The sequence below is a fragment of the Paenarthrobacter sp. NCHU4564 genome, from assembly GCF_052156435.1.
In the GTDB taxonomy this organism is placed as follows: domain Bacteria; phylum Actinomycetota; class Actinomycetes; order Actinomycetales; family Micrococcaceae; genus Arthrobacter.
In genome coordinates this window covers 1-19,135 of record NZ_JBQLIS010000019.1, presented here as the reverse complement: position 1 = coordinate 19,135, position 19,135 = coordinate 1, and the positions used below count along the sequence as shown (strand labels likewise).

Below are 19,135 nucleotides of genomic sequence, written 5' to 3'. Positions count from 1 at the left end.
CGGTACGCGCCGCCGTCGGGCATTATGCCTTAGCGCACGCTAAGTTCCCGCAGGTACTTCCGGTCCTGTTGGCCAGCGCAGCAAGGCTGCCACGTTGACGCCATCAGGAAGCGCGCCTGAGGGAACCAGCTGAACCCGGGCATCGGTCAGCACGTCGGCGTTCTCGAGACCATCCACCGTGCCAGTGCTCGCGTCGACGTAGGCAACGCACCACGGTCCGGGCTCCCGATAGAGGCCGGAGTACTTGGATAAGTTGTCAGTCATCCAGCCCACCCCCGGCTTCGCCCTTGCCGGCTCCAGGGTTCAGCGCGTTCTGGACTTCCTGGGGGTCTGTCTCGTCCGGGAAGGGTTCGGTCTCACGGCCTTCCTCGACGTGGGCGGGCTTGGTTCCCCGCACGATTCCCTCCGCCTCATGCTTCATCTGGTCGTCCAGTTCCGAGCCGTGCTTGGTAGTTCCTCGTTCAGTCACGACGCTCCTCCTTTTCACTTCGATGTTCCTGATATCGATTCGCGATCAGCGATTGACGAGCTTGAAGAAGGTGCTGTCCTCGCCGCTCGCCTTCTTTGCCTGGTAGAGGAAGGCGAGTTTGCTCTCATCGAACTTCTCGAACCATTCGTCCCAGCTGATGTGCTCCAGGCTGTCTTCACCCGCACCGCCGGGGAAGTCGATGCGCAGGATGCCTGGATCATTTTTGTCGCCGGTTTTCTTGACGCTTGCCGGCTTGCCGTCGTTGCTTTCAACCCACTTGCGGATCTCGTCGTGGTCCGTGGTGGTGTGTGATTCCGAAGCCAAGGCGTGTTCCTTCCCTTCCCGATCGCCGGACACAGGTGCGGACACTGCTGCCGGCGAAGAATTATCCGGACACTTTCGACCCTAGCCCGGATCGGGTGGAAATAGAAAGGGTACTGACTATTTAAGCTCCGCCGAGTTGGCATTTAATGACAATGTTTGAGGCTGGGACTGTCATTAAATGCCCTCTCGCGGGGGATCAGACCCACTCGCCTCGACGAACCAGCACTTCCTTGAGCAGATCCAGCCGGTCCGAGACGATACCGTCCACGCCCAGGTCCAGAAGCCGTTCCATCTCTGCGGGCTCGTTGATGGTCCACACATGCACCTGGAGGCCCGCTTTGTGGGCGCGGCGGACAAACCCGGAGGTCACCACGGGGAACCTGCCGTAGCGGGCAGGCACTTGGAAAACGTCGACGCCGGCAAGCAGCTTCCGGGCCAGCGCTGCGGGAAGGACCGGGCCAAGGAAAACGAACACGGCGGTCAGCGTGCTTCCGGCGGACGTGGCAACGCGCCGGCACAGCCGCCGCAGCACAGCCCGGCGCCTGCGGTCCGAGAAGCTCGTGACCAGCACCCTGTCATGGATACCGTGCTTCCCGATGGCCTCGGCCACGGGCACCACCGAGTTCCAGTCCTTCACGTCCAGGTTCAAGCGCCCTTGCGGAACTGCAGCCACCAGCTCATCGAAGGTCGGCACGGGTTCCAGCCCCTTGATCCTGGCCTTGGCAACGTCCTCGGCCGTCAGCTCCGAGATCCGCCCGGCAGAATCGGTGACCCGGTCCAAGGATTCATCATGGAAAACGAGCAACACCCCATCAGCGGTGGTGTGGACGTCAGTTTCAAGGTGCACCGTCCCCAGCTCAACGGCAGCCCGAAACGCAGCCATCGAATTCTCCAGGCCATCCAGCGAGAACCCGCGGTGGGCGAAGGCCAGCGGGCCAACTGTGCCGTCTTTGCGGAGGAAGTATGGGAGCACCACACCGGTAGCGTATCGGAGCCGCACTCCCGGAGGGTCGCTCAGGAATCCTGCGGCACGATCGCCACGCCATCGCTGACGTGCACCAGCGTCCGGCCGCGACCGCCGTCGAGCTCCACCCAAACGGCAGTGGCGTCACCGGTGACGTCGTCCACAACACCATGCGCAGCGAAACCCGGCGTCAGCGCGACGCTGACCCGGTCCCCCCGCCGGAGGGATCGCCAATGGTGGTCCGGCCCGATGCGCCGCAGCGGCGCGTTGGTGAAGTCGTTGATCCGACGCTTTGCCATGGTTCCTCCTGCTGATCGAATGAGTCACAGAACACGATGCGAACGGGTCCGTGGCTGGAAGCCTACGTTTGCCAGTTGAACGCCGGTTGTATGGAAGCCGGGAGCCAGGTGACAGTTACGGGACTGGCAAACTAAGGGCATGACTGTGTTGATTGCCGGCTGCGGCGACCTTGGAACCGAAGCCGGCCTGCGTTTTGCGGCGGCCGGTCATGACGTGATCGGGCTGCGGCGCTCTCCTGGCAAGCTCCCTGCCGCCATCCTCGGGATTGCGGCGGACCTGTCGAAGGGGGCTCCGGAGCTGCCTGGCGACGTGGACACCGTGGTGGTCTCGCTTGCCGCGGATGCGTCGACGGAGGAGGCGTACCGCGCAGCGTACGTGGACGGCCTGCAGAACGTGCTGGACGCCGTGGCGCGGCAGGACAACGGACCCCGGCGGATTATTTTTGTCTCCTCCACCGCCGTGTATGCGGACGCGGGCGGTGCCGTGGTGGACGAATCAACGCCCACCGAGCCCACGCGGTTCAGCGGAAAGATCCTGCTCGAAGCGGAGGACCTGTTGTTCGCGCGGGCACGTGAGGCCGGCTTCACCGCGGTGGCTCTGCGGTTGGGCGGCATTTACGGCCCGGGGCGGACCAGGCTGATTGACCAGGTCCGTTCGGGCAAGGCCGTCATCCCCGACCAGCCCAAGCACACCAACCGCATCCATCGGGACGACGCAGCCGCCGCGATCGTCCATCTGGCCACCATGGCCCAGGACCCCGAACCCGTATATGTTGGCGTGGATGACGAATCGGCTGAGTTGGGCGATGTCCTGAGGTTCCTCGCCGGGGAGCTGCGGCTTCCGGAACCGCAGGTGGGGCGGACGTCCGACGGCGGTGCAGGCGACAAGCGCTGTTCCAACCGGCGGCTCCGGTCCACCGGCTTCACCTTCACCTACCCCAGCTACAAGGAGGGCTACCGGGCCATCCTGGCCGGGGAAGGCGCGCGGCACCCGTGATGGCGGGTCCGGGCTTGCGGACCTGGCTTAGACCTTCTGTTCCGTCAGCTTCGCTTCAAGGATCTGAGCCACGCCGTCGTCGTCGAAATGCGGCGCCTGCCGGCCCGCGGCAAGAATCGCCTCCGGGTGGCCGCTGGCCATCGCGTAGCCGTGGCCGGCCCAGCGCAGCATCTCAATGTCATTGGGCATGTCGCCGAAAGCCACCACGTCCGCGGCGCTGATGCCCAGCGATTCGGCGTAGGTGGCCAAGGTAACGGCTTTGTTGATCCCCGGCACGGACATCTCCAGCATGGCGGTCCGCGGCGCTGAGTGCGTGGTGGCCACCAAATGGGCCACGGCAGGTTGGACCTCAGCCAGGAACTCGTCCGGGGTGCCTTTTCGCGTGATGGCCAGGAACTTCACGACGGCGTCTTCCGCAGTCAGCGTCCGGTCCAGCGGTGCGGGGGTGAACTCTGCGAGGAGCTCGCTGGTTTCGTTTTCGATGAAGCCGGGCTCGAGGTGGAATCCGGTCAACGTTTCGGCCGCAAAGAGGGCGTCTGGACGGATCTTCTTGATGATGCGGCGCGCCTCGAACAGCGAGTCCAGGTCCAGCTCGGTAGACGACAGCGGCTTCTCCGTGGCCAGGTCCCACACCACGGCACCGTTTGAACAGATGACGATCCCGCTGTGGCCCAGCTGCTCCTGCAGCGGGTACAACCAGCGGGGCGGGCGGCCGGTGACGAACACAAGCTCCACTCCGGCGTCGCGGCAGTCCTGGAACGCCTTGATGGTCCTGGCGCTGATTTTTCCGTCATGGCCAAGGATGGTGCCGTCAATGTCACTTGCTACGAGCCGCATCATGTCAGTTTACGTGGGCGTTGGGCGGGCAAGGCCTCTGCAAGTGATAGCAGGTTCCGGGAAACACCACATAGTGTGGGTTCATGAGTGAGAAGACCAGGGAAGAGCACAGCACAAGGGGCGCATACGTAACCGGCGGCGAGTTCAACCGCGACACCAACTACATCGAAGACCGCATCACCCGCTCCGGACAGCCCGGACCGAACGGCGAACCGGGGTGGCCCGTGGAACCCGGGCGTTACAGGCTTATCGCCGCCCGGGCCTGCCCGTGGGCCAACCGCACCGTGATCGTCCGCAGGCTGTTGGGCCTTGAGGACGTCATCAGCCTCGGCCAGCCCGGACCCACCCACGACGCACGCTCCTGGACTTTCGACCTCGACCCGGACGGCAGGGATCCGGTCCTGGGCATCGAACGGTTGCAGGAAGCCTTCTTCAAGCGCTTCCCTGACTACCCGCGCGGCATCACGGTTCCGGCAATCGTGGATGTTCCCAGCGGGGCCGTGGTCACCAACAACTTCCCGCAGATCACGCTGGACTTCTCCACTGAGTGGACCGAATTCCACAGGCCCGGGGCGCCGGACCTGTATCCGGAACACCTGCGCCAGGAAATCGATGAGGTGAACAAGCGCGTCTTCACGGAGGTCAACAACGGGGTGTACCGCTGTGGTTTTGCCGGCTCCCAGGAGGCCTACGACGCCGCGTACCATCGGCTGTGGACCGCCATGGATTGGCTGGAAGAGCGCCTGTCCAACCAGCGCTACCTGGTGGGTGACACCATCACAGAGGCCGACGTGCGGCTCTTCACCACGCTTGCCCGCTTCGACGCGGTCTATCACGGGCATTTCAAGTGCAATCGCAACAAGCTTGCGGAGATGCCCGCCCTGTGGGCCTATGCCCGGGACTTGTTCCAGACCCCCGGTTTCGGCGACACGATCGACTTCGTGCAGATCAAGCAGCACTACTACATCGTGCATGAGGACATCAATCCCACCCGGATCGTCCCGGCCGGCCCGGACCTCTCAGGCTGGCTGACCCCGCACGGACGGGAATCCCTGGGCGGAAGGCCGTTCGGCGAGGGCACTCCGCCGGGTCCGGTGAAAGCAGGCGAGGAAGTCGCGGCCGGCCACGGAGCCGGGTAGCCCTCTAGGACGGACCGTGGTTAAGTTCCGCGCGGGTGGGCGGGTTTGCCCCGGCGCGGGACACGGTGACCGCTGCTGCCTTTGCGGCGTGTTCCATGATCGCGGCCAGGGTCTCGGCCGGCATGGCGCGCAGTTCGTCACGGTTTTGCGCGCCCACCAGGCCCCGGTCCACCAGGGCGGACAGTAGTCCTGCCATGAACGAATCCCCGGCACCCACGGTATCCACCACGTCCACCGACGGCGCAGGGACCTGCGTCTCCCCCGCCGCTGTGATGCCCCACGGCCCCCGTGCACCCCGCGTCACCACCACCAGCGCAGGGCCTTCCGTCCCGCCCAGCGACAGCCACCGCCGGGCCGACTCCAGGGGATCAACGTCCGGATACAGGAACGCCAGGTCCTCGTCCGAGGCCTTGACGATGTCCGCCAGCGCGACGAACCTTTCGGCCTGCGTCCGCGCATGGTCGCGGTCCGCGATGAGGCTGGGGCGGCAATTGGGATCGAAGCTGATGGTGCTGTTCGGATGGGCATGCTCGACGGCGGCAAGCACCGCTGCGGCGCCCGGCTCCAAGGCCGTGGCAACCGACCCTGTGTGCAGCAGGGTGCCTCCCTGCAGCATGAGGGGCAACCGTTGGCCCAGGTCAGGCAGCTCCCAGGTGAGGTCGAACGTGTAGGTGGCGGCGCCGTCGTCGTCAATCAACGCAGTGGCCACGCTGGTTGGCTTGCTGTCCGGCGGAAGCGGAACCATGACCGAGCTGGAACGCAGGTGCGCCGCCACTGAATCTCCGTAGGCGTCCTGTCCGTAGCGGCCGATGAACTGCACCGGGTGATCCAGCCGCGCCAAACCGACCGCAACGTTCAGCGGACTGCCGCCGACATGTGCCTCGATACCGCTGGGGCGTTGAACGACATCGACAAGGGCTTCACCAATCACAGTCAGCATGGGTCAACTCTGCCAGAGGCGTCCTGACTGGACCAGCGGTCAGGACAGCAACCGCTGCACCAGTTCCCGGCACTTCTTATAGGCCACGGCCTTGGGATCGATCAGGTCGAAGTGGTCACCGGGAACGCGAAGCAGCTGGGCAGCGCCGCCGGATGCGTTGCTCGCAGCGACATAGGCCTCTGACTGGCTGGCCGGAACGTCCTCGTCTTCGGTGGCGTGCACGGCGAAAACGGGAACTTCCAAGGGCAACGACGTCATGGGGTCGGCGTACTTGTGGCGCTTGGGATAGCGGCCTGAATCGCCGCCCATCAGGTTGCAGACCGCGCCGTTGCTGAGGTTGAGGCGCTCTGCCGCGGCGAGGTTCAGCAGCCCGGACTGGCTGACCACGCCGGTGAGCCGCACGGCCTTTTCTTCCGGTCCCCGCACCAGCTGCCTGTCGGCGTCGGGCGTTCCAAGGGACGAGAGGCGGTGCCGTCCGGCCGCCCACACGGCCAGGTGGCCGCCGGCGGAGTGGCCCAGGGCCACCACCTTGCCCAGCTGGAGGTCATGGTTGCCGGCGATCTCGGACAGATGGTCGATGCCGGCCAGGATGTCCTCGAAAGTATGGGGCCAGCCGCCGCCGTTTCCTGCCCTGCGGTATTCGAGGTTCCAGGCGGTGATGCCGTGCGCTGCGAGGTCCCGGGCAAGGGGCTCACCCAGCTCTGCGCCGTACTGCGAGCGCCAATAGCCGCCATGGATCACCACGGCCACGCCGCCTGCGATCGTCGACGGACCGCGATGGTTTCCGTTGCTTGGTTCAGGTATGAAGAGTTCGCCCCACTGACTGGGGTGTTCGCCGTAGCTGTACTTGTGCCGCAACATTGCGCCCTCCTTTGTACCGAGCCTATCGCGAGGATTCGGAACTTTGGGTAGATACACCCCGACGGCGGGTGGCCGGGCCCAGTGTCGGGGCTGCGCCGTAAGCTGGGGGCATGGCAAGCAATTGGGACAGGCTGGTGTATCGCAGGCTGCGACCTAGGGCTGCAGCCTAAATTGTCAGTGGACATGGCTAACGTTCCAAGCAACAGCGGGTCCACCTGGTACCCTGGATTGTTGGTTAGTTCTGGTGGAGGCCGAGATGATTCCAGTCGTTGACATATTTGCGGGCCCCGGCGGTCTCAATGAAGGTTTTTCTAGCGTTCGCGATCCCGAGACGAATGAGTACGTCTTCCAGACGGCTATCTCCATTGAAATGGAAGCCGCGGCTGTTAGGACGCTCACACTCCGCGCCGCCTATCGTCACCTGCTCAGGAGTCCTCATGGCCTCCCGAAGGCTTACACGGACTTCCTCAACCAGCGCATCTCCTTGGACGTCTTACTCCTTGATCCCCAAGTAGCGGAAGCGTACCAACGCGCTCAGCTCGAGGTTCAGCAATTCGAACTGTCGAAGGAGTCTCGCCCAGAGTCAGACAAGCTCATTTCCGCAGCACTCGGAGAGAATGTCGAGGACTGGGTGCTCATAGGTGGTCCGCCCTGCCAGGCATACTCGCTCGCTGGTCGCTCGCGTAGAACCAACGACGAGACCTTTCAGGACGACCATAAGCACTTCCTCTACCTTGAGTACTTGCACATAATTGAAAAGTTTCGGCCCAGTGTCTTCGTTATGGAAAACGTAAAGGGTCTTCTGTCCGCGGTTAATGGAGGCCGGCAGATGTTTGACCTAATACGTGAGGATCTAACAAACCCTGCACAGGGCTTGGAGTACGACCTGTTCTCCATGGTCGAGGACCGCAACGAAAAGGAACTGTCCCCAAGTAGCTTCATCATAAAAGCAGAAGACTACGGAGTACCTCAAAAACGGCACCGTGTCATCTTGGTTGGAATTCGCAAGGGTAGCGGCTACGCTGCACCGAAAATTCTGACGCCAGAAACCCCTGTCACTGTCAAGGATGCCATTGGCAACCTCCCCAAAGTTCGTTCGACTGTGTCTCGAACGGTCGATGCCCTGGGCTATAAGTGGACCGACATTCGTCGTTCGAGTGTCAGCTTGACAAGAGCGCTGGCACCCACATCAACGACACGTTTCGCCGACGGAGTACCCCTTGAACCATCGTCGACACGAGCACCTGAGAATCCAGGCGACGATATTCTGATCAAGGACTCCGCCAAGATCTTTCACGAATGGATCCAGCAAGATGCCGCATCATCAACTCTCCAGCATCATGCTCGTGGGCACATGGAAAAGGACCTGGAACGCTACTTTTTGCTTGCCAGTTTAGCGCCCTCCTTCGAGCGAAGCCCTAAGGTAAGAGACCTACCAAAGCAGTTTTGGCCACTGCACAAAAACGTCAATAGTAACTCCATGCCCTTCGAAGATCGATTCCGAGTCCAAGTGTGGGACAAGCCGTCAACCACAATCGTGTCGCACATCGCCAAGGACGGTCACTACTACATACACCCAGACCCTGAACAGATGCGGAGCTTCACGGTACGGGAGGCAGCACGCCTTCAAACATTCCCCGATAACTACTACTTCTGCGGGAACCGCACTCAGCAATTCACTCAAGTAGGGAATGCCGTGCCACCGCTACTGGCGTTTAAGATCGGTCAGTCAATCGCGGAACTCATGCGCGATGAGACTCGCTCTCCCACAACTGCAGCTAGTGACTCCTGATACAGCTCATCTACAAATTCCTCTATCTGACCTGCTGTCATTACGTACACTGACTGAACTGCCATCCTTCGTAGAAGCCGCTTATTGACGTCACGAAAGACTTCCATCCGAGGGATACTCTCATCTTCAGACACGTAGCGGAGATGCAGCTTTCCGATGGCCCTTGACAGCGGCGCGTAGCCTCCTATCCTAGGTCGTTCCAGAAGCTGCACAACTTCGTCTTCACCAAGCTCCGCGGCCACTTCCTCACCAAGTAGTTGTATTCGCCACCACAAGCGCCCGATCGCGGTTCTGGTTAGATCAAATAATCTGTCCACGGAGATGGTCCATTTCCCCGTGCTGACCTCAAATCTTCCGTACCTCCATAAGACTATGTCCGGCACAAGAATAGTATTGATGTAGTTCCACACATCATTGCTTGATGCATCTACCGGCATGATTGCCATCTGCTGATGAACGACTGGTCCTACCACCCGGTCAAATTCGGTGAGACGGCGACCACGAATAGATGATGGATAGCCAAATTCGGATGCTACATTCAAGATTTTGGTCCGGAGCGCAGAAAGATCATCGGGGGTTGCTCGACGACGAGCCAGCGGGTAATACTCGCCGCTGGCGCCATGAACATCAATCTCAGAAGCTATCGCATGAAGGGGCTGTCCTCTCAGAGATTCCCAGCGGAACGATGCATCTGCCATGGACATGCGAGGATAACAAAGCTGTGGACTCTCAGACATACCTACGCACCTCCAACCTTAGCTTGGAGTTGAGCCTCGACCCTCCCAGGATCATCGTTGTAGCGGCTCCGAACGTATTCCACCGTCTCGCCCAAGAGACGGACTACACCCGAGAGTGCATGCCCCAACGACGCGTCTGGGTAGCTTTGCGACAAAGTCAGCTCTTCATGACTCAGCGCCTCCCGAAGCAATTGCCGGGCAAAGTCAATCTTCAAGAACTTCAGCCACACCGAAGATTCGAGGGCATCCGGGTTGTCAAGCATTGACTGGACAGACGGATTTTCGATATTCATCCAAAGCCAGATAGCCGAGGTGGCTGATGCATGTAGGTCCTTGGTCATGAGCTTAAGCCACCATAATGACTCTTGACTATCCTGTAGATCGTAGTCCGAAAAACGAACTGGAAGCATGGGGAGTCGTGGCGCCGTTCCCTCCAAAATCACGCGTCGATCCGCTCTAAAGACCGTGTGCCCAAGCTTATAGGGAGAAATGGCACTGGTAGCAGAAGTCAGAGTTTCCGCGGAAGATATCTGAAATTCCAGACTCAAGGTTCCGGCCAACTGCTCGGAGGGAAAGGTGACGCTCAATTGCTGAGTTCCCGACCTAACTCTCTCCACTCGCGATGTATGCACGATGGGAGTTCCTGAGCATCGAGCAATCACCACGGCGCCCAAGGACGCGCTCTCCGGAAGCTGGAGGCGGGATAAAGCATCAGCAAGGTCTAGCTCGTACGAGCACATTACGTGTACGTCGTCGTAGTAGGTCCAGCCCTCGGCAATTTCCACTCCGGACTCCAAGATGCTGTCCCCTATGTAGATCGTCCATGACAGTCGCGGCGCCGCTTCCACAGGGAGGGTTAGGTGACCGTAGCTAACTGCTTGCATTCTGCACCTCATTCAACTGCGCGGAGGCTCGCATGGCCGTATCCAGTGGCTGGCGGAAGACAGCAACGAAGACCCTTTCAGTCGGCACTGCGATCCGCAACTTCGGGCGGGGGTCCAGACGGCCGTCCGCTTCCCAGCCGAGAAACGCAGGTGTCTCTGCACTGGCAGGGATAGCTCCTTCATTGGCCCCCGATTCAGTAATCACATGGGCTGAGACGTTGAGATCGACAAGCTCACCGTTGCGGCCACCGACCACGCCAAAGGAATAGCGGACAGCAATGCCATGATCGGTATACAACAGCCCTGGTTCGGCAACTTGCTTGACTCTGGCTTTCCGCTGCCTGCCGGTACCCGGTCGGCTTTCACGCTCGACCTGTTGTTCTGCGCCGTTACCCGTGAAGCCAGATAGCAGACTTCCTAACGATGCCGATACCCTCGAAGTACCTCTGGATGCCACTCCTCCGGATGCCTGTACACCTTCAACGGCCAGGGACTTGAAAGTATCCCGGATGCGCTCCAACGCTATTCGCACAGGGTTGGCCGAGTTCTTCGACACTGAAGCACGCTGGTAAACCCAGTCGTCGTGCGTGACCGGCTCAGACTTTGCGAAAGTCTGGTCCATGTCATGAGCGGCGATGAATACCCCGTAGGTGGGTATCCCTTTCGGCTGAGCTGCCACTGGCATGTACTTCACCACCATACGAGGTGCCCGAAGTAGGGCAACTGTATTTTCAAGCTCAGATGACGTCGATTCCGGCGAGCTGCTCACACGGTAAACCAACAAACCAAGGAACTTGTGCGGGCGCTTGCTCTCTATGCGGGTGAACGTCGTCTGCCAATCAGCAGCGTACTCAGGGTCCAGAATCCGCTTCCTACCCTCAATGTAAGCAGATGCGAACTCCTTGTAGTCCTGGGATAGAAGCGGGTTCGGGGCTGGAACTTCAACGCCATCCGCTGTGAAGGAGAACCGGATGTTCGACCCTTGGCCTGTGTCGACTGCGTGTGGCCACGCCCATTTCAATGCGGCAGCGGCCATGGCTTGAACTCTATCCAATCCAGCCTCATAGCCCTCGTTTTCCGGAGCGAGGATCATGATGCTGGTACCAGTGTTGTTCGCTTCAGGTATTGGCATGCCTAGCCGCGTGGCGAGCTCACGGGCTGCTTCACCGACCAAGGGGTCAACGATCGCGTCGTCGCCAAGTACACCCCACCAGTTCCTGCCGGTGTAGCGCAGGCCACCGTCATCATAGTCGCCATCACCACCTGAGACACCAATAATGCGCGGCTGGATCGCACCCTCATGGAACGTTTGCGAATATATGAGGCAAGTACCGACCTTACTGGCCTTGTACAGGACTCCCTTTCCGAGCCCGTAAGTACCCCCTTGAAGCCCCTTAGCGGTGGACCTGCCCAGATTTCGCACAAAGTCGACGAAATCACGGCGTTCGCCTGAACCTGCCAGGTGCCCCCGCACCGGCCCCCCCAAACCCTTGGTCCCTGAGTCTGAAATAACCATCACTCGCAGGCGTCGGTCAAAAACGTGACGCATGAGGTCAGTGCACTGACAGTGCGGCGGCAACTCGGCAAATATCTCTTTCGTCAGTACATCTGTCTGGGCGACGGTCATGTTGTACTCGTCGACAGCATACGAGATTGGGCCGTTTACGTCTCTCCTCGCATCCCAGCTGTTCTGCAGAGACTCTCGGAGCACCAGATCCCACAAATCCAGGGACGTGCGGCCGATCGCATTCTCTGCCGAACGAGCGTCCACCCCGCCGTCCGCTCCATATGGTTGACGGAACAGAGACAGCACTAGCGTCCTCCAACCGATTGGAAATGCAGCAGGGCCAAGTCAAGCGGAGTGCTTTGGAGCTGGCCCAGATCAACTGAGTAGCTAACGTTCGATAGCTGCTCCAACACCTCGGGAGGGTAGACCGTTTCTGCCGTGATTCTCGGAAAGGTTGAACCTACCCTATAGGCCTTGTCCATCATTGGAGAGAAACGTATAGACCGATAGATTTTTGAGTGAGCGTCGCTATATTTGGCGCCGTCCAACTTGGTAAGCAGGTCCAAGCGGTCAACACCGAGGGCCAGCAAGTCAGCAATCTTTTCAGGCACCGAGGTCCCCTCCGGGCTGGGTTCCATCTGGAAGGCATGGACATAGAGGTCAGCATTTTCAGGGGCCAAAAGCTGCTTGCTGCCATGGATGGTGACGACCATATTATTGTGGTTTGTAGTCGCCTTGACCTCGATCGAGCATTCAGACAATACGAAATCGTGGCGGTTCCCGTTCGGTCCCTGCCATGTAACCAGTGCCTTGGGTCCGTGGGAGGTGACTAATCTTTCGAGAATCGAGAGCTCCGCCAAGAGTCCCGCCAGCTGTGCAGACCCTAGGATGCCTGGCCTATCTGATTCAAACAGGCGTCTCCATCGATCCAAGATTGAGAGCGTCGCCCTCAGTGCCTGAGTCGGCTCAAGTTCAATCGCATCAAGGACCTCGTCAGACAACAACGCGAACTGGCTGTCCAGCTTGTCGTCAGTGCACTGCAAAATCAGAAATGGGCTTAGCTCGTTGTGAAACTCCAGCGACTTGAACTCAAGTGATAGCGCCTTGGAGTTCCAGTCCACAAACCCGACTTCAGAAGTGCTCAATGGGACAAGTATTGTCAGCCTGCCCATCGAGTCCACAGCGTGGAAGACAACTCCCTGGGAGCACTCTACACCCGAGTCCCGGACACGGAACTTACCCTTTGCAGAACGATCCCGCGCCAAGAACTGATAAACGGAAGAAGAGGTCTCTTTCATGCCTGAGTAACTTCCTCGACCTTGGCCTTGGCCTCATCCATCTTGTCAGCTTCGTCGAACTCTCGTTCGGCGTCTTCCAAGTAATCTGGATCAATCCGTGCGGAGACGTAGTTCACAGCTGATTGCGGATTCTGAGAGCGCGGGAACATGAGACTTATCGCGATCACATGGTCCGCCGCCCTCAGCGGGGTACGGCGACCGGTATTTGTCTGATCATCGGCGGGTGCTAGGTCGGGGTCCGAATGCTTAGCGATAGGATAGATGCACAAAAGGCCAGTTCGTTGAAGTCCCCTCATCTCTCGAACCTGTATGAGCTGGGCATCCGTTACGCGTTCCCCGGCGCCCAGACCCAAGGACTTCCGAATTGCTTCGATCTCTACGTCCAAGTCGGAGACCCTGTCTGATGTCGAAGCCACTGCCTTCAGATTCGCCGTTCCAGTACTGCCCGGGAGATACATCTTTTTACGGCGCAGCATCTTAGTTGTCGCTCCTATCCCGAGATCGAGTTTTTCATCCCTCCCACTACGAGGCTCCATAAGAACGATGTTCCATCTTTCCAGGGCCCCGCTTCGCCGTTCCCGTTCGACGTACTTCCGAACGGCCTTCTTATCAATCGAGCGAGCGTCTTCGTGAAGTTGGTAGTTGTCAAGGAACTGAAGTACGTGATCTGCAGACACACCCGTGAACCCACGATTACCGTTGCCGAGAGATTGAACTTCATGCTCGTCATCTAGTGCAGCCGAAACTAAAGCCCTAGTTGCGCTAATGTTCTTCCGCAGCCATTCCTCATCGTGTTCCTTGAACAAAATCGTCTGCACCCGGCTTCCCGAGTAACTTACCGAGGCACTAACTGCTTGACGCATCTTCGCCGCAGCTGTCACGGACATCTGTGGATGCGTGCGGATACGTACGGGCAGCTCCCGAGGGGTCTTTCCCTCCTTCTCATAGACGCTGATCTCTTCCCGTATCTCCGATTCCACCAAGGCCAGCATAAGGAACCAGCTTTGAAGTTCGGATGACATCCAGATGCGGATAAAGTCCTCGTACCCAACCCTGTAGCCAAACCACCGACCCATCTGAAGGAGAGTGTCGTAAGCCGAAGAGGCCCTCACGAAGTAGCTTGAAGTGAGCCCTTCCAAGGTCAGGCCTCGGGACAACGTATTCCCACCGACAACGATCACGGTCTGGGGCTTGTCCTTGGCGTAGTAAAGCCTGTCCTCAGAAAGGTAGTTGTCCACAACAATGGTCGTAGCCCGGGCAGTAGCGAGCAGCTCATCTTCTATATCGCTGTATAGGACAGGTTCGTGCCCGAACATGTCTGCGGGGACTACACCGGTTTCGGATTCCCAAAGCTCTCTGAACTCGCTGAAGGCTGAGGTCGGTTCGTTGACCATGGCGCTCCGAAGACCGTTCAAGCAGTCTTCGACAGCCTCTGCCGTGCGCATGTGCGCTGCGGCCAGCATAGACGTGTGGATCAGCATGGACGAGTGAGAAATTTTCCCACTGCGAATCCGCCGCGCTGCCGTTGCCAAGAGAAACCACATGATGGCCGTCCGCATGGATTTTGGTACCTCCGGGACCCAAACTTCGAGCGCATCCCGTCCCTTGGGGGGTCGAACAATGTCGACTTCAACCTCGGGGATCGTACGAACTACATCCAACCCGTCGTCGGGCTCCTGGCCATCTGCAGGGGGCTCTGGGCTACCGAAAATCCTCTCCGCACCAAAATAGTTTTCAGGCTTGGGGAGGTCGACTATGAAGTCCTTTGGGTACAGGTCCTTATCAAAGTTCGGATCAATGAGAAGGTTGGCAAAAGGGGTCGCCGTGTAGGCGATGTAGGCAGCCTTCGGATTGTCCAAGATCTCGCGGATCAACCGATTGATTGTCGACTGTCGCTTGGTCCCCACATCGATGGATGCTTGATCGGCCTCATCGTCGATTACCAGAATTGGGCAAGCAGCACGTGTTGTAGCCGAGGCGGTGCGGATCCAATCACGGAGACGCCGCAATCTGGCCGGATTCTTCTTAACCACCGCAATCGAGCGCATGCCTGCAGCTCCGAGCACTGCGTCCGAACCGGTAGTCTCGCAAAAGTCATGGACTGCTGTTGTTAGCGGATGCCACGTTGGACCACAAGGCTTCACCAAATAGTCGTCGATGCGCTCTTGCGTTTGAGTGCGCAAGTTTTCTGTGGTCCCGGTCAAGACAACGATCAGCCGATACCCCACATCGGCCGCCTTAGCGATCACCGACATGAAGTTCGTGGTCTTACCGCTTTGAACATACCCAAGGACCAACCCACGGGATTCGATGGGCGATTGGCCGGGGGGCTTACTCAGCGCTATGACTCTTGACGATGCTCGGTCGATGCCTTCGACTGCTGATTCCGGCAGCTCCCCGTCGAGGATGCTCCTTAGAGTCGGCCAGATCTTGTCCTCGTCGCGCGGTCCGGAGTACCAAAATCCCGTCCTTGCTTCCGCTTCGACAAGCGCTCCAGGGTCCGATATCTCGGCTATCAGCCCTTTCCTCTTTTCATAGAGCGAGCGACCTTGAAACACTAGTTCTTCCGGTGCGTAGCTTAGCGCGTTCTGCGCACCCTCCAAGGTGAACCCACCAGCCACCAAGCCGGCAATTGTGTCCGCCATCTTCGCGACTTCCGTATCGGAGAAGCCGTTGTCCGCCATTAGTGCCCCCATTTTTCACGCCAGTTATGGCCAATCTAAATAAACACCTATTTCAGATGCTAGCTTCATCCCACGACAATTCTTGTCCTTCATGCTTTCCGTGACCTCGGAGGCGTGTCTGATTGGGTAGATACACCCCCCGGCGGTTGGCCGGGCCCAGTGTCGGGGCTGCGCCGTAAGCTGGGGGCATGGCAAGCAATTGGGACAGGCTGGACCCTGAACAGCGGGAGGCCGTACAGGCAAACGTGGAGCTTTACGAGCGCGTGCGCCCCTCGTTGAAGCGGATTACACGCGATGTCCTGCTGACCCTTCGCGGCATCCTGAAGGAAGCCGAGGTCACGCCGTTGTTCGTCACGGGGCGGACCAAAACGGTGGAATCGTTCCGCGAGAAGATCTCCCGGACGGATGACCCGCTGGAGCCCGGGGGCCCGCGGGTCCTGAAGTTCCCGGACCCGTTCCGGACCCTGAACGACATGGTGGGCATCCGTGTCATCACCAAGTTGCCGGCGGACAATGCGGCAGTAGCCAACATCATCAAGCGCCAGCGGCACCTCTTTGATTGCCGCGGGGACCGTGAGAAGGACATTGGCTCCATTGAATCCGGGACGTACGGATACTCGAGCCGGCACCTGATCCTGCGGACCCTCCAGAACGAGACCGTCAAGGAGTACCAGCAGGTCTTCAACCCGGACCTTCCGGCCAACGGCAGCTACTTTTTCGAATGCCAGATCCGTACGGTCTTCGCCCACGCCTGGAGCGAGATCGAGCACGATATCCGTTTCAAGGCTGACGATCCCCGCGCGTGGACTCCACAGTTCGACAGGCAGTTCACGGCCACGGCGGCCATGCTTGAAACGGTGGAGAGTGCCTTCGCCGATCTTCACGAGCGGTATGAGGAAGTCCGCGGGTTCTGGGACCTGGAGGGCGAGGGCGCTTCGCCCCTGACCCCCAACCGTGTGCGCGACGTCTGGCGTACCCTCCTGCCCCACGTTGACCGTAAAGTGGATGACGACTGGGGATGGGCGGCCGAACTCCTGGCAGCCCACGGACTGACCAAGACCGTGGAACTTGCCGGACTGCTCAGCGCCAACCGGATCACCGAGGTCCGCAAGGCACTGGACCACCGCTACTCCCCCGGCCCGGACCGCCTCCTGGACGACCTCCTGCTGTGGCAGTACGGAACCGAACACATCGATCTCACCGCTGAGGGGCCCGACGTCGTTCCGCACCCGCGGCGCGACAGTCTCCTGCGGCGCCTGAAGCAGATTGAGCGTTACCGCCAGACTGCACTTTAAGGACCCATGACCCCCGAGCAACTCATGTCACTGCGGGCGACCTTCCGCTCGCCCCGCCGCCTTCTGACGGAATCCCTCGCAGGACTCGTGGTGGCTCTGGCGCTCATCCCCGAGGCCATCGCGTTCTCGGTGATCGCCGGAGTGGATCCGCGGATCGGGTTGTTCGCTTCCTTCACCATGGGAGTGGTCACGGCCCTGGTGGGTGGGCGTCCCGCCATGATTTCCGCGGCCACAGGTGCCGTGGCCCTGGTGATCGCACCGGTCATGAAAGAGCACGGCCTCGACTACCTGATCGCCACCATCATCCTCGCCGGCGTTTTCCAGATCATTCTCGCGGTCCTCGGGGTCACCAGGCTCATGAGGTTCATTCCCCGTTCGGTCATGATCGGATTCGTCAATGCGCTGGCCATCCTGGTGTTCATGTCCCAGATGCCGGAGCTCTTCAACGTGCCCTGGATGGTCTATCCCCTCGTTGCCGTGGGCTTGGCCATGGTGTTCCTCCTGCCGCGCTTGACCAAGGCCGTTCCGGCTCCGTTGGTGGCAATTGTGCTCATCACGCTGGTGACGGCGCTGGGCGGCATTGATGTTCCCACCGTGAGCGACAAGGGCGAGCTGCCGGACAGCCTGCCCGGGTTCTTCCTGCCCAACGTGCCGCTGAACCTGGAGACGTTCCGGATCATCGCACCCTTCGCCTTGTCCATGGCCCTCGTGGGGCTGTTGGAGTCCCTCATGACTGCCAAGCTGGTGGATGACATCACGGACACGCGTTCCAACAAGACGCGGGTGTCTTGGGGCCAAGGCGCGGCCAACATAGTCACCGGCTTCCTGGGCGGTCTCGGTGGCTGCGCCGTGATCGGCCAGACCATGATCAACGTCAAAGGATCCGGCGCGCGAACCCGCCTCTCCACGTTCCTGGCGGGTGTCTTCCTGCTGATCCTCGTGGTGGCCCTCGGCGACATCGTGGGCATGATTCCCATGGCAGCCCTGGTGGCCGTGATGATCTTCGTTTCGCTCATCACCTTCGACTGGCACTCCATCCGCCCCTCCACGCTTCGGCGATTGCCAAAGTCCGAGACCGCCGTCATGCTCCTGACTGTTGCCGCCGTGGTGGCGACGCACAACCTGGCGGTGGGTGTCGGCGTCGGGGTTTTGGCCGCAATGGTGCTGTTCGCCCGCCGGGTAGCCCACTTCGCCACCGTGGAGCGCACTGAACTGAAGCTCAATGGGGAGACGGTAGCTACCTACGTTGTGGATGGAGAGCTTTTCTTCGCCTCCTCCAACGACCTTTACACCCAGTTCGATTACGCAAAGGATTCCTCGGAAGGAATAGATCGTGTGGTGATCGACCTCCATGCCTCGCATCTGTGGGACGCGTCAACTATCGCCGTCTTGGACTCCGTGACGGAGAAGTACCGGAACCACGGGCGAGAGGTGGAGCTCATCGGGCTGAACGAGGCGAGCATCAGGATGCGCGAGCGCCTGGCCGGCAAACTCAACCCCTGACCCAAACCCCAACCCACCCAACCCAACCCCACCCAACCCCCACCCAAACCAACCCCCACCCAACTAGGTCGCATTTGTGCGCGTTTTGAGCGTTCTAAACGCGCACAAATGCGACCCAGCGTGTGAGTGCCTTCGGCGCGCCGTGATCCGGGAAAGTATGCGGTTGGCTCGCCTGGGCTCTGGTGGGCTCTGCCCATACGGGTTGATCATGGGATTGTTCGTCTCGGTGAACGCCGGCCCAACTTGGTGCCTTGAGTCCGTGACCCAGCGTGGCGTGGAGGGCTTCCACGGGAACCGTGGATTGTTGCTTTCAAGCACGGGTACTAGATTCCTGAATATTCTCCCTGTCCTCCCCGAGACGACGCCGGTAACTGGATGTATTGAAGGGAAGCTGGAATGGACATTGTTCATGAACGGGCCGCGGGAATGGATATTTCCAAACGCGACGCGAAGGTCTGCGTGCGGGTCCCCGGAGAACGGGCAGGGACCTACACCTCAAAGGTCACAACCTGGGGCGCGACCACGCAAGCGATCCTGGAACTTCGGGAGTTCCTCGAACGCGAACACGTCACTGTTGTGGTGATGGAAGCGACCAGCGATTACTG

General features: G+C 60.0%; 18 protein-coding genes and 1 pseudogene. 6 read left to right on the top strand and 13 right to left on the bottom strand.

Annotation, left to right across the window (positions count from 1 at the left end; genetic code table 11):
- Window positions 1–39 precede the first annotated feature (39 nt).
- The 5 genes from ACSVIE_RS16795 to ACSVIE_RS16775 form a co-directional block, all read right to left on the bottom strand.
- Window positions 40–264, bottom strand: coding sequence for a hypothetical protein (locus ACSVIE_RS16795; protein ID WP_426005095.1), 225 nt, complete (start codon window positions 262–264; stop codon window positions 40–42).
- Complete coding sequence (locus ACSVIE_RS16790) at window positions 257–469, bottom strand: hypothetical protein (protein WP_442424587.1); 213 nt, start codon at window positions 467–469, stop codon at window positions 257–259. Before ACSVIE_RS16790 ends, ACSVIE_RS16795 begins: the two co-directional genes overlap by 8 nt.
- A 45-nt stretch (window positions 470–514) precedes the next feature.
- Window positions 515–793 (bottom strand): hypothetical protein, encoded by a 279-nt coding sequence (locus ACSVIE_RS16785; RefSeq protein ID WP_426005092.1) that lies wholly within the window; start codon window positions 791–793, stop codon window positions 515–517.
- Between the two features lie 196 nt (window positions 794–989).
- A complete protein-coding gene (locus ACSVIE_RS16780) occupies window positions 990–1,793 on the bottom strand; it encodes a glycerophosphodiester phosphodiesterase family protein (protein WP_442424586.1) in 804 nt (267 codons plus the stop codon).
- Window positions 1,794–1,807: 14 nt separating this feature from the next.
- On the bottom strand, window positions 1,808–2,056 hold the full coding sequence (locus ACSVIE_RS16775; protein ID WP_442424585.1) for a hypothetical protein: 249 nt from the start codon (window positions 2,054–2,056) through the stop codon (window positions 1,808–1,810).
- A gap of 139 nt (window positions 2,057–2,195) precedes the next feature.
- On the opposite strand from ACSVIE_RS16775, the gene ACSVIE_RS16770 reads away from it, so the two are divergent.
- On the top strand, window positions 2,196–3,053 hold the full coding sequence (locus ACSVIE_RS16770; protein WP_442424584.1) for an SDR family oxidoreductase: 858 nt from the start codon (window positions 2,196–2,198) through the stop codon (window positions 3,051–3,053).
- A 27-nt stretch (window positions 3,054–3,080) separates the two neighbouring features.
- Here the strand turns inward: ACSVIE_RS16770 and ACSVIE_RS16765 are convergent, their stop codons facing one another.
- Window positions 3,081–3,890: an HAD family hydrolase gene (locus tag ACSVIE_RS16765; RefSeq protein WP_426007635.1), complete on the bottom strand. Its 810-nt coding sequence runs from the start codon at window positions 3,888–3,890 to the stop codon at window positions 3,081–3,083.
- A gap of 83 nt (window positions 3,891–3,973) precedes the next feature.
- Between ACSVIE_RS16765 and ACSVIE_RS16760 the strand changes: the two genes are divergently transcribed.
- Window positions 3,974–5,029 (top strand): glutathione S-transferase family protein, encoded by a 1,056-nt coding sequence (locus ACSVIE_RS16760; protein WP_426005088.1) that lies wholly within the window; start codon window positions 3,974–3,976, stop codon window positions 5,027–5,029.
- Between the two features lie 4 nt (window positions 5,030–5,033).
- Here the strand turns inward: ACSVIE_RS16760 and ACSVIE_RS16755 are convergent, their stop codons facing one another.
- Window positions 5,034–5,969 carry a carbohydrate kinase family protein gene (locus tag ACSVIE_RS16755; RefSeq protein ID WP_442424583.1) on the bottom strand — a complete coding sequence of 312 codons (936 nt, stop codon included), beginning with the start codon at window positions 5,967–5,969 and terminating at the stop codon, window positions 5,034–5,036.
- A 39-nt stretch (window positions 5,970–6,008) separates the two neighbouring features.
- The gene (locus ACSVIE_RS16750) at window positions 6,009–6,830 is read right to left on the bottom strand and encodes an alpha/beta hydrolase (protein WP_442424582.1); all 822 of its coding nucleotides are present in this window, start codon (window positions 6,828–6,830) and stop codon (window positions 6,009–6,011) included.
- A gap of 244 nt (window positions 6,831–7,074) precedes the next feature.
- On the opposite strand from ACSVIE_RS16750, the gene ACSVIE_RS16745 reads away from it, so the two are divergent.
- The gene (locus tag ACSVIE_RS16745) at window positions 7,075–8,622 is read left to right on the top strand and encodes a DNA cytosine methyltransferase (RefSeq protein WP_442424581.1); all 1,548 of its coding nucleotides are present in this window, start codon (window positions 7,075–7,077) and stop codon (window positions 8,620–8,622) included.
- Here the strand turns inward: ACSVIE_RS16745 and ACSVIE_RS16740 are convergent.
- The 5 genes from ACSVIE_RS16740 to ACSVIE_RS16720 form a co-directional block, all read right to left on the bottom strand.
- Complete coding sequence (locus ACSVIE_RS16740) at window positions 8,556–9,326, bottom strand: DUF6339 family protein (protein ID WP_442424580.1); 771 nt, start codon at window positions 9,324–9,326, stop codon at window positions 8,556–8,558. The two genes, ACSVIE_RS16745 and ACSVIE_RS16740, sit on opposite strands and share 67 nt — an antisense overlap.
- A 35-nt stretch (window positions 9,327–9,361) precedes the next feature.
- Window positions 9,362–10,144 (bottom strand): hypothetical protein, encoded by a 783-nt coding sequence (locus ACSVIE_RS16735; protein WP_442424579.1) that lies wholly within the window; start codon window positions 10,142–10,144, stop codon window positions 9,362–9,364.
- An 85-nt stretch (window positions 10,145–10,229) separates the two neighbouring features.
- The gene (locus ACSVIE_RS16730; protein WP_442424578.1) at window positions 10,230–12,014 is read right to left on the bottom strand and encodes a hypothetical protein; all 1,785 of its coding nucleotides are present in this window, start codon (window positions 12,012–12,014) and stop codon (window positions 10,230–10,232) included.
- 41 nt (window positions 12,015–12,055) lie between these two features.
- Window positions 12,056–13,048 carry a PD-(D/E)XK motif protein gene (locus ACSVIE_RS16725; RefSeq protein WP_442424577.1) on the bottom strand — a complete coding sequence of 331 codons (993 nt, stop codon included), beginning with the start codon at window positions 13,046–13,048 and terminating at the stop codon, window positions 12,056–12,058.
- On the bottom strand, window positions 13,045–15,732 hold the full coding sequence (locus tag ACSVIE_RS16720) for a Z1 domain-containing protein (protein ID WP_442424576.1): 2,688 nt from the start codon (window positions 15,730–15,732) through the stop codon (window positions 13,045–13,047). Before ACSVIE_RS16720 ends, ACSVIE_RS16725 begins: the two co-directional genes overlap by 4 nt.
- Window positions 15,733–15,920: 188 nt before the next feature.
- Here ACSVIE_RS16720 and ACSVIE_RS16715 point away from each other — a divergent pair, with 188 nt between their 5' ends.
- The 3 genes and pseudogenes from ACSVIE_RS16715 to ACSVIE_RS16705 all read left to right on the top strand — a co-directional run.
- Window positions 15,921–17,027, top strand: a complete 1,107-nt coding sequence (locus ACSVIE_RS16715) for a GTP pyrophosphokinase (protein WP_442424575.1) — start codon at window positions 15,921–15,923, stop codon at window positions 17,025–17,027.
- A 6-nt stretch (window positions 17,028–17,033) separates the two neighbouring features.
- A complete protein-coding gene (locus tag ACSVIE_RS16710; RefSeq protein ID WP_442424574.1) occupies window positions 17,034–18,530 on the top strand; it encodes a SulP family inorganic anion transporter in 1,497 nt (498 codons plus the stop codon).
- A 396-nt stretch (window positions 18,531–18,926) separates the two neighbouring features.
- Window positions 18,927–19,135, top strand: a pseudogene (locus ACSVIE_RS16705) (IS110 family transposase); the annotation flags it as partial.

Excerpts from the sequence above, each read along its gene's own strand:
- ACSVIE_RS16760 (WP_426005088.1), top strand. The coding sequence starts at position 3,974 with ATGAGTGAGAAGACCAGGGAAGAGCACAGCACAAGGGGCGCATACGTA.
- ACSVIE_RS16740 (WP_442424580.1), bottom strand. The coding sequence starts at position 9,326 with ATGTCCATGGCAGATGCATCGTTCCGCTGGGAATCTCTGAGAGGACAG.
- ACSVIE_RS16770 (WP_442424584.1), top strand. The coding sequence starts at position 2,196 with ATGACTGTGTTGATTGCCGGCTGCGGCGACCTTGGAACCGAAGCCGGC.
- ACSVIE_RS16715 (WP_442424575.1), top strand. The coding sequence starts at position 15,921 with ATGGCAAGCAATTGGGACAGGCTGGACCCTGAACAGCGGGAGGCCGTA.
- ACSVIE_RS16710 (WP_442424574.1), top strand. The coding sequence starts at position 17,034 with ATGACCCCCGAGCAACTCATGTCACTGCGGGCGACCTTCCGCTCGCCC.
- ACSVIE_RS16795 (WP_426005095.1), bottom strand. The coding sequence starts at position 264 with ATGACTGACAACTTATCCAAGTACTCCGGCCTCTATCGGGAGCCCGGA.
- ACSVIE_RS16750 (WP_442424582.1), bottom strand. The coding sequence starts at position 6,830 with ATGTTGCGGCACAAGTACAGCTACGGCGAACACCCCAGTCAGTGGGGC.
- ACSVIE_RS16755 (WP_442424583.1), bottom strand. The coding sequence starts at position 5,969 with ATGCTGACTGTGATTGGTGAAGCCCTTGTCGATGTCGTTCAACGCCCC.
- ACSVIE_RS16775 (WP_442424585.1), bottom strand. The coding sequence starts at position 2,056 with ATGGCAAAGCGTCGGATCAACGACTTCACCAACGCGCCGCTGCGGCGC.
- ACSVIE_RS16720 (WP_442424576.1), bottom strand. The coding sequence starts at position 15,732 with ATGGCGGACAACGGCTTCTCCGATACGGAAGTCGCGAAGATGGCGGAC.
- ACSVIE_RS16765 (WP_426007635.1), bottom strand. The coding sequence starts at position 3,890 with ATGCGGCTCGTAGCAAGTGACATTGACGGCACCATCCTTGGCCATGAC.
- ACSVIE_RS16725 (WP_442424577.1), bottom strand. The coding sequence starts at position 13,048 with ATGAAAGAGACCTCTTCTTCCGTTTATCAGTTCTTGGCGCGGGATCGT.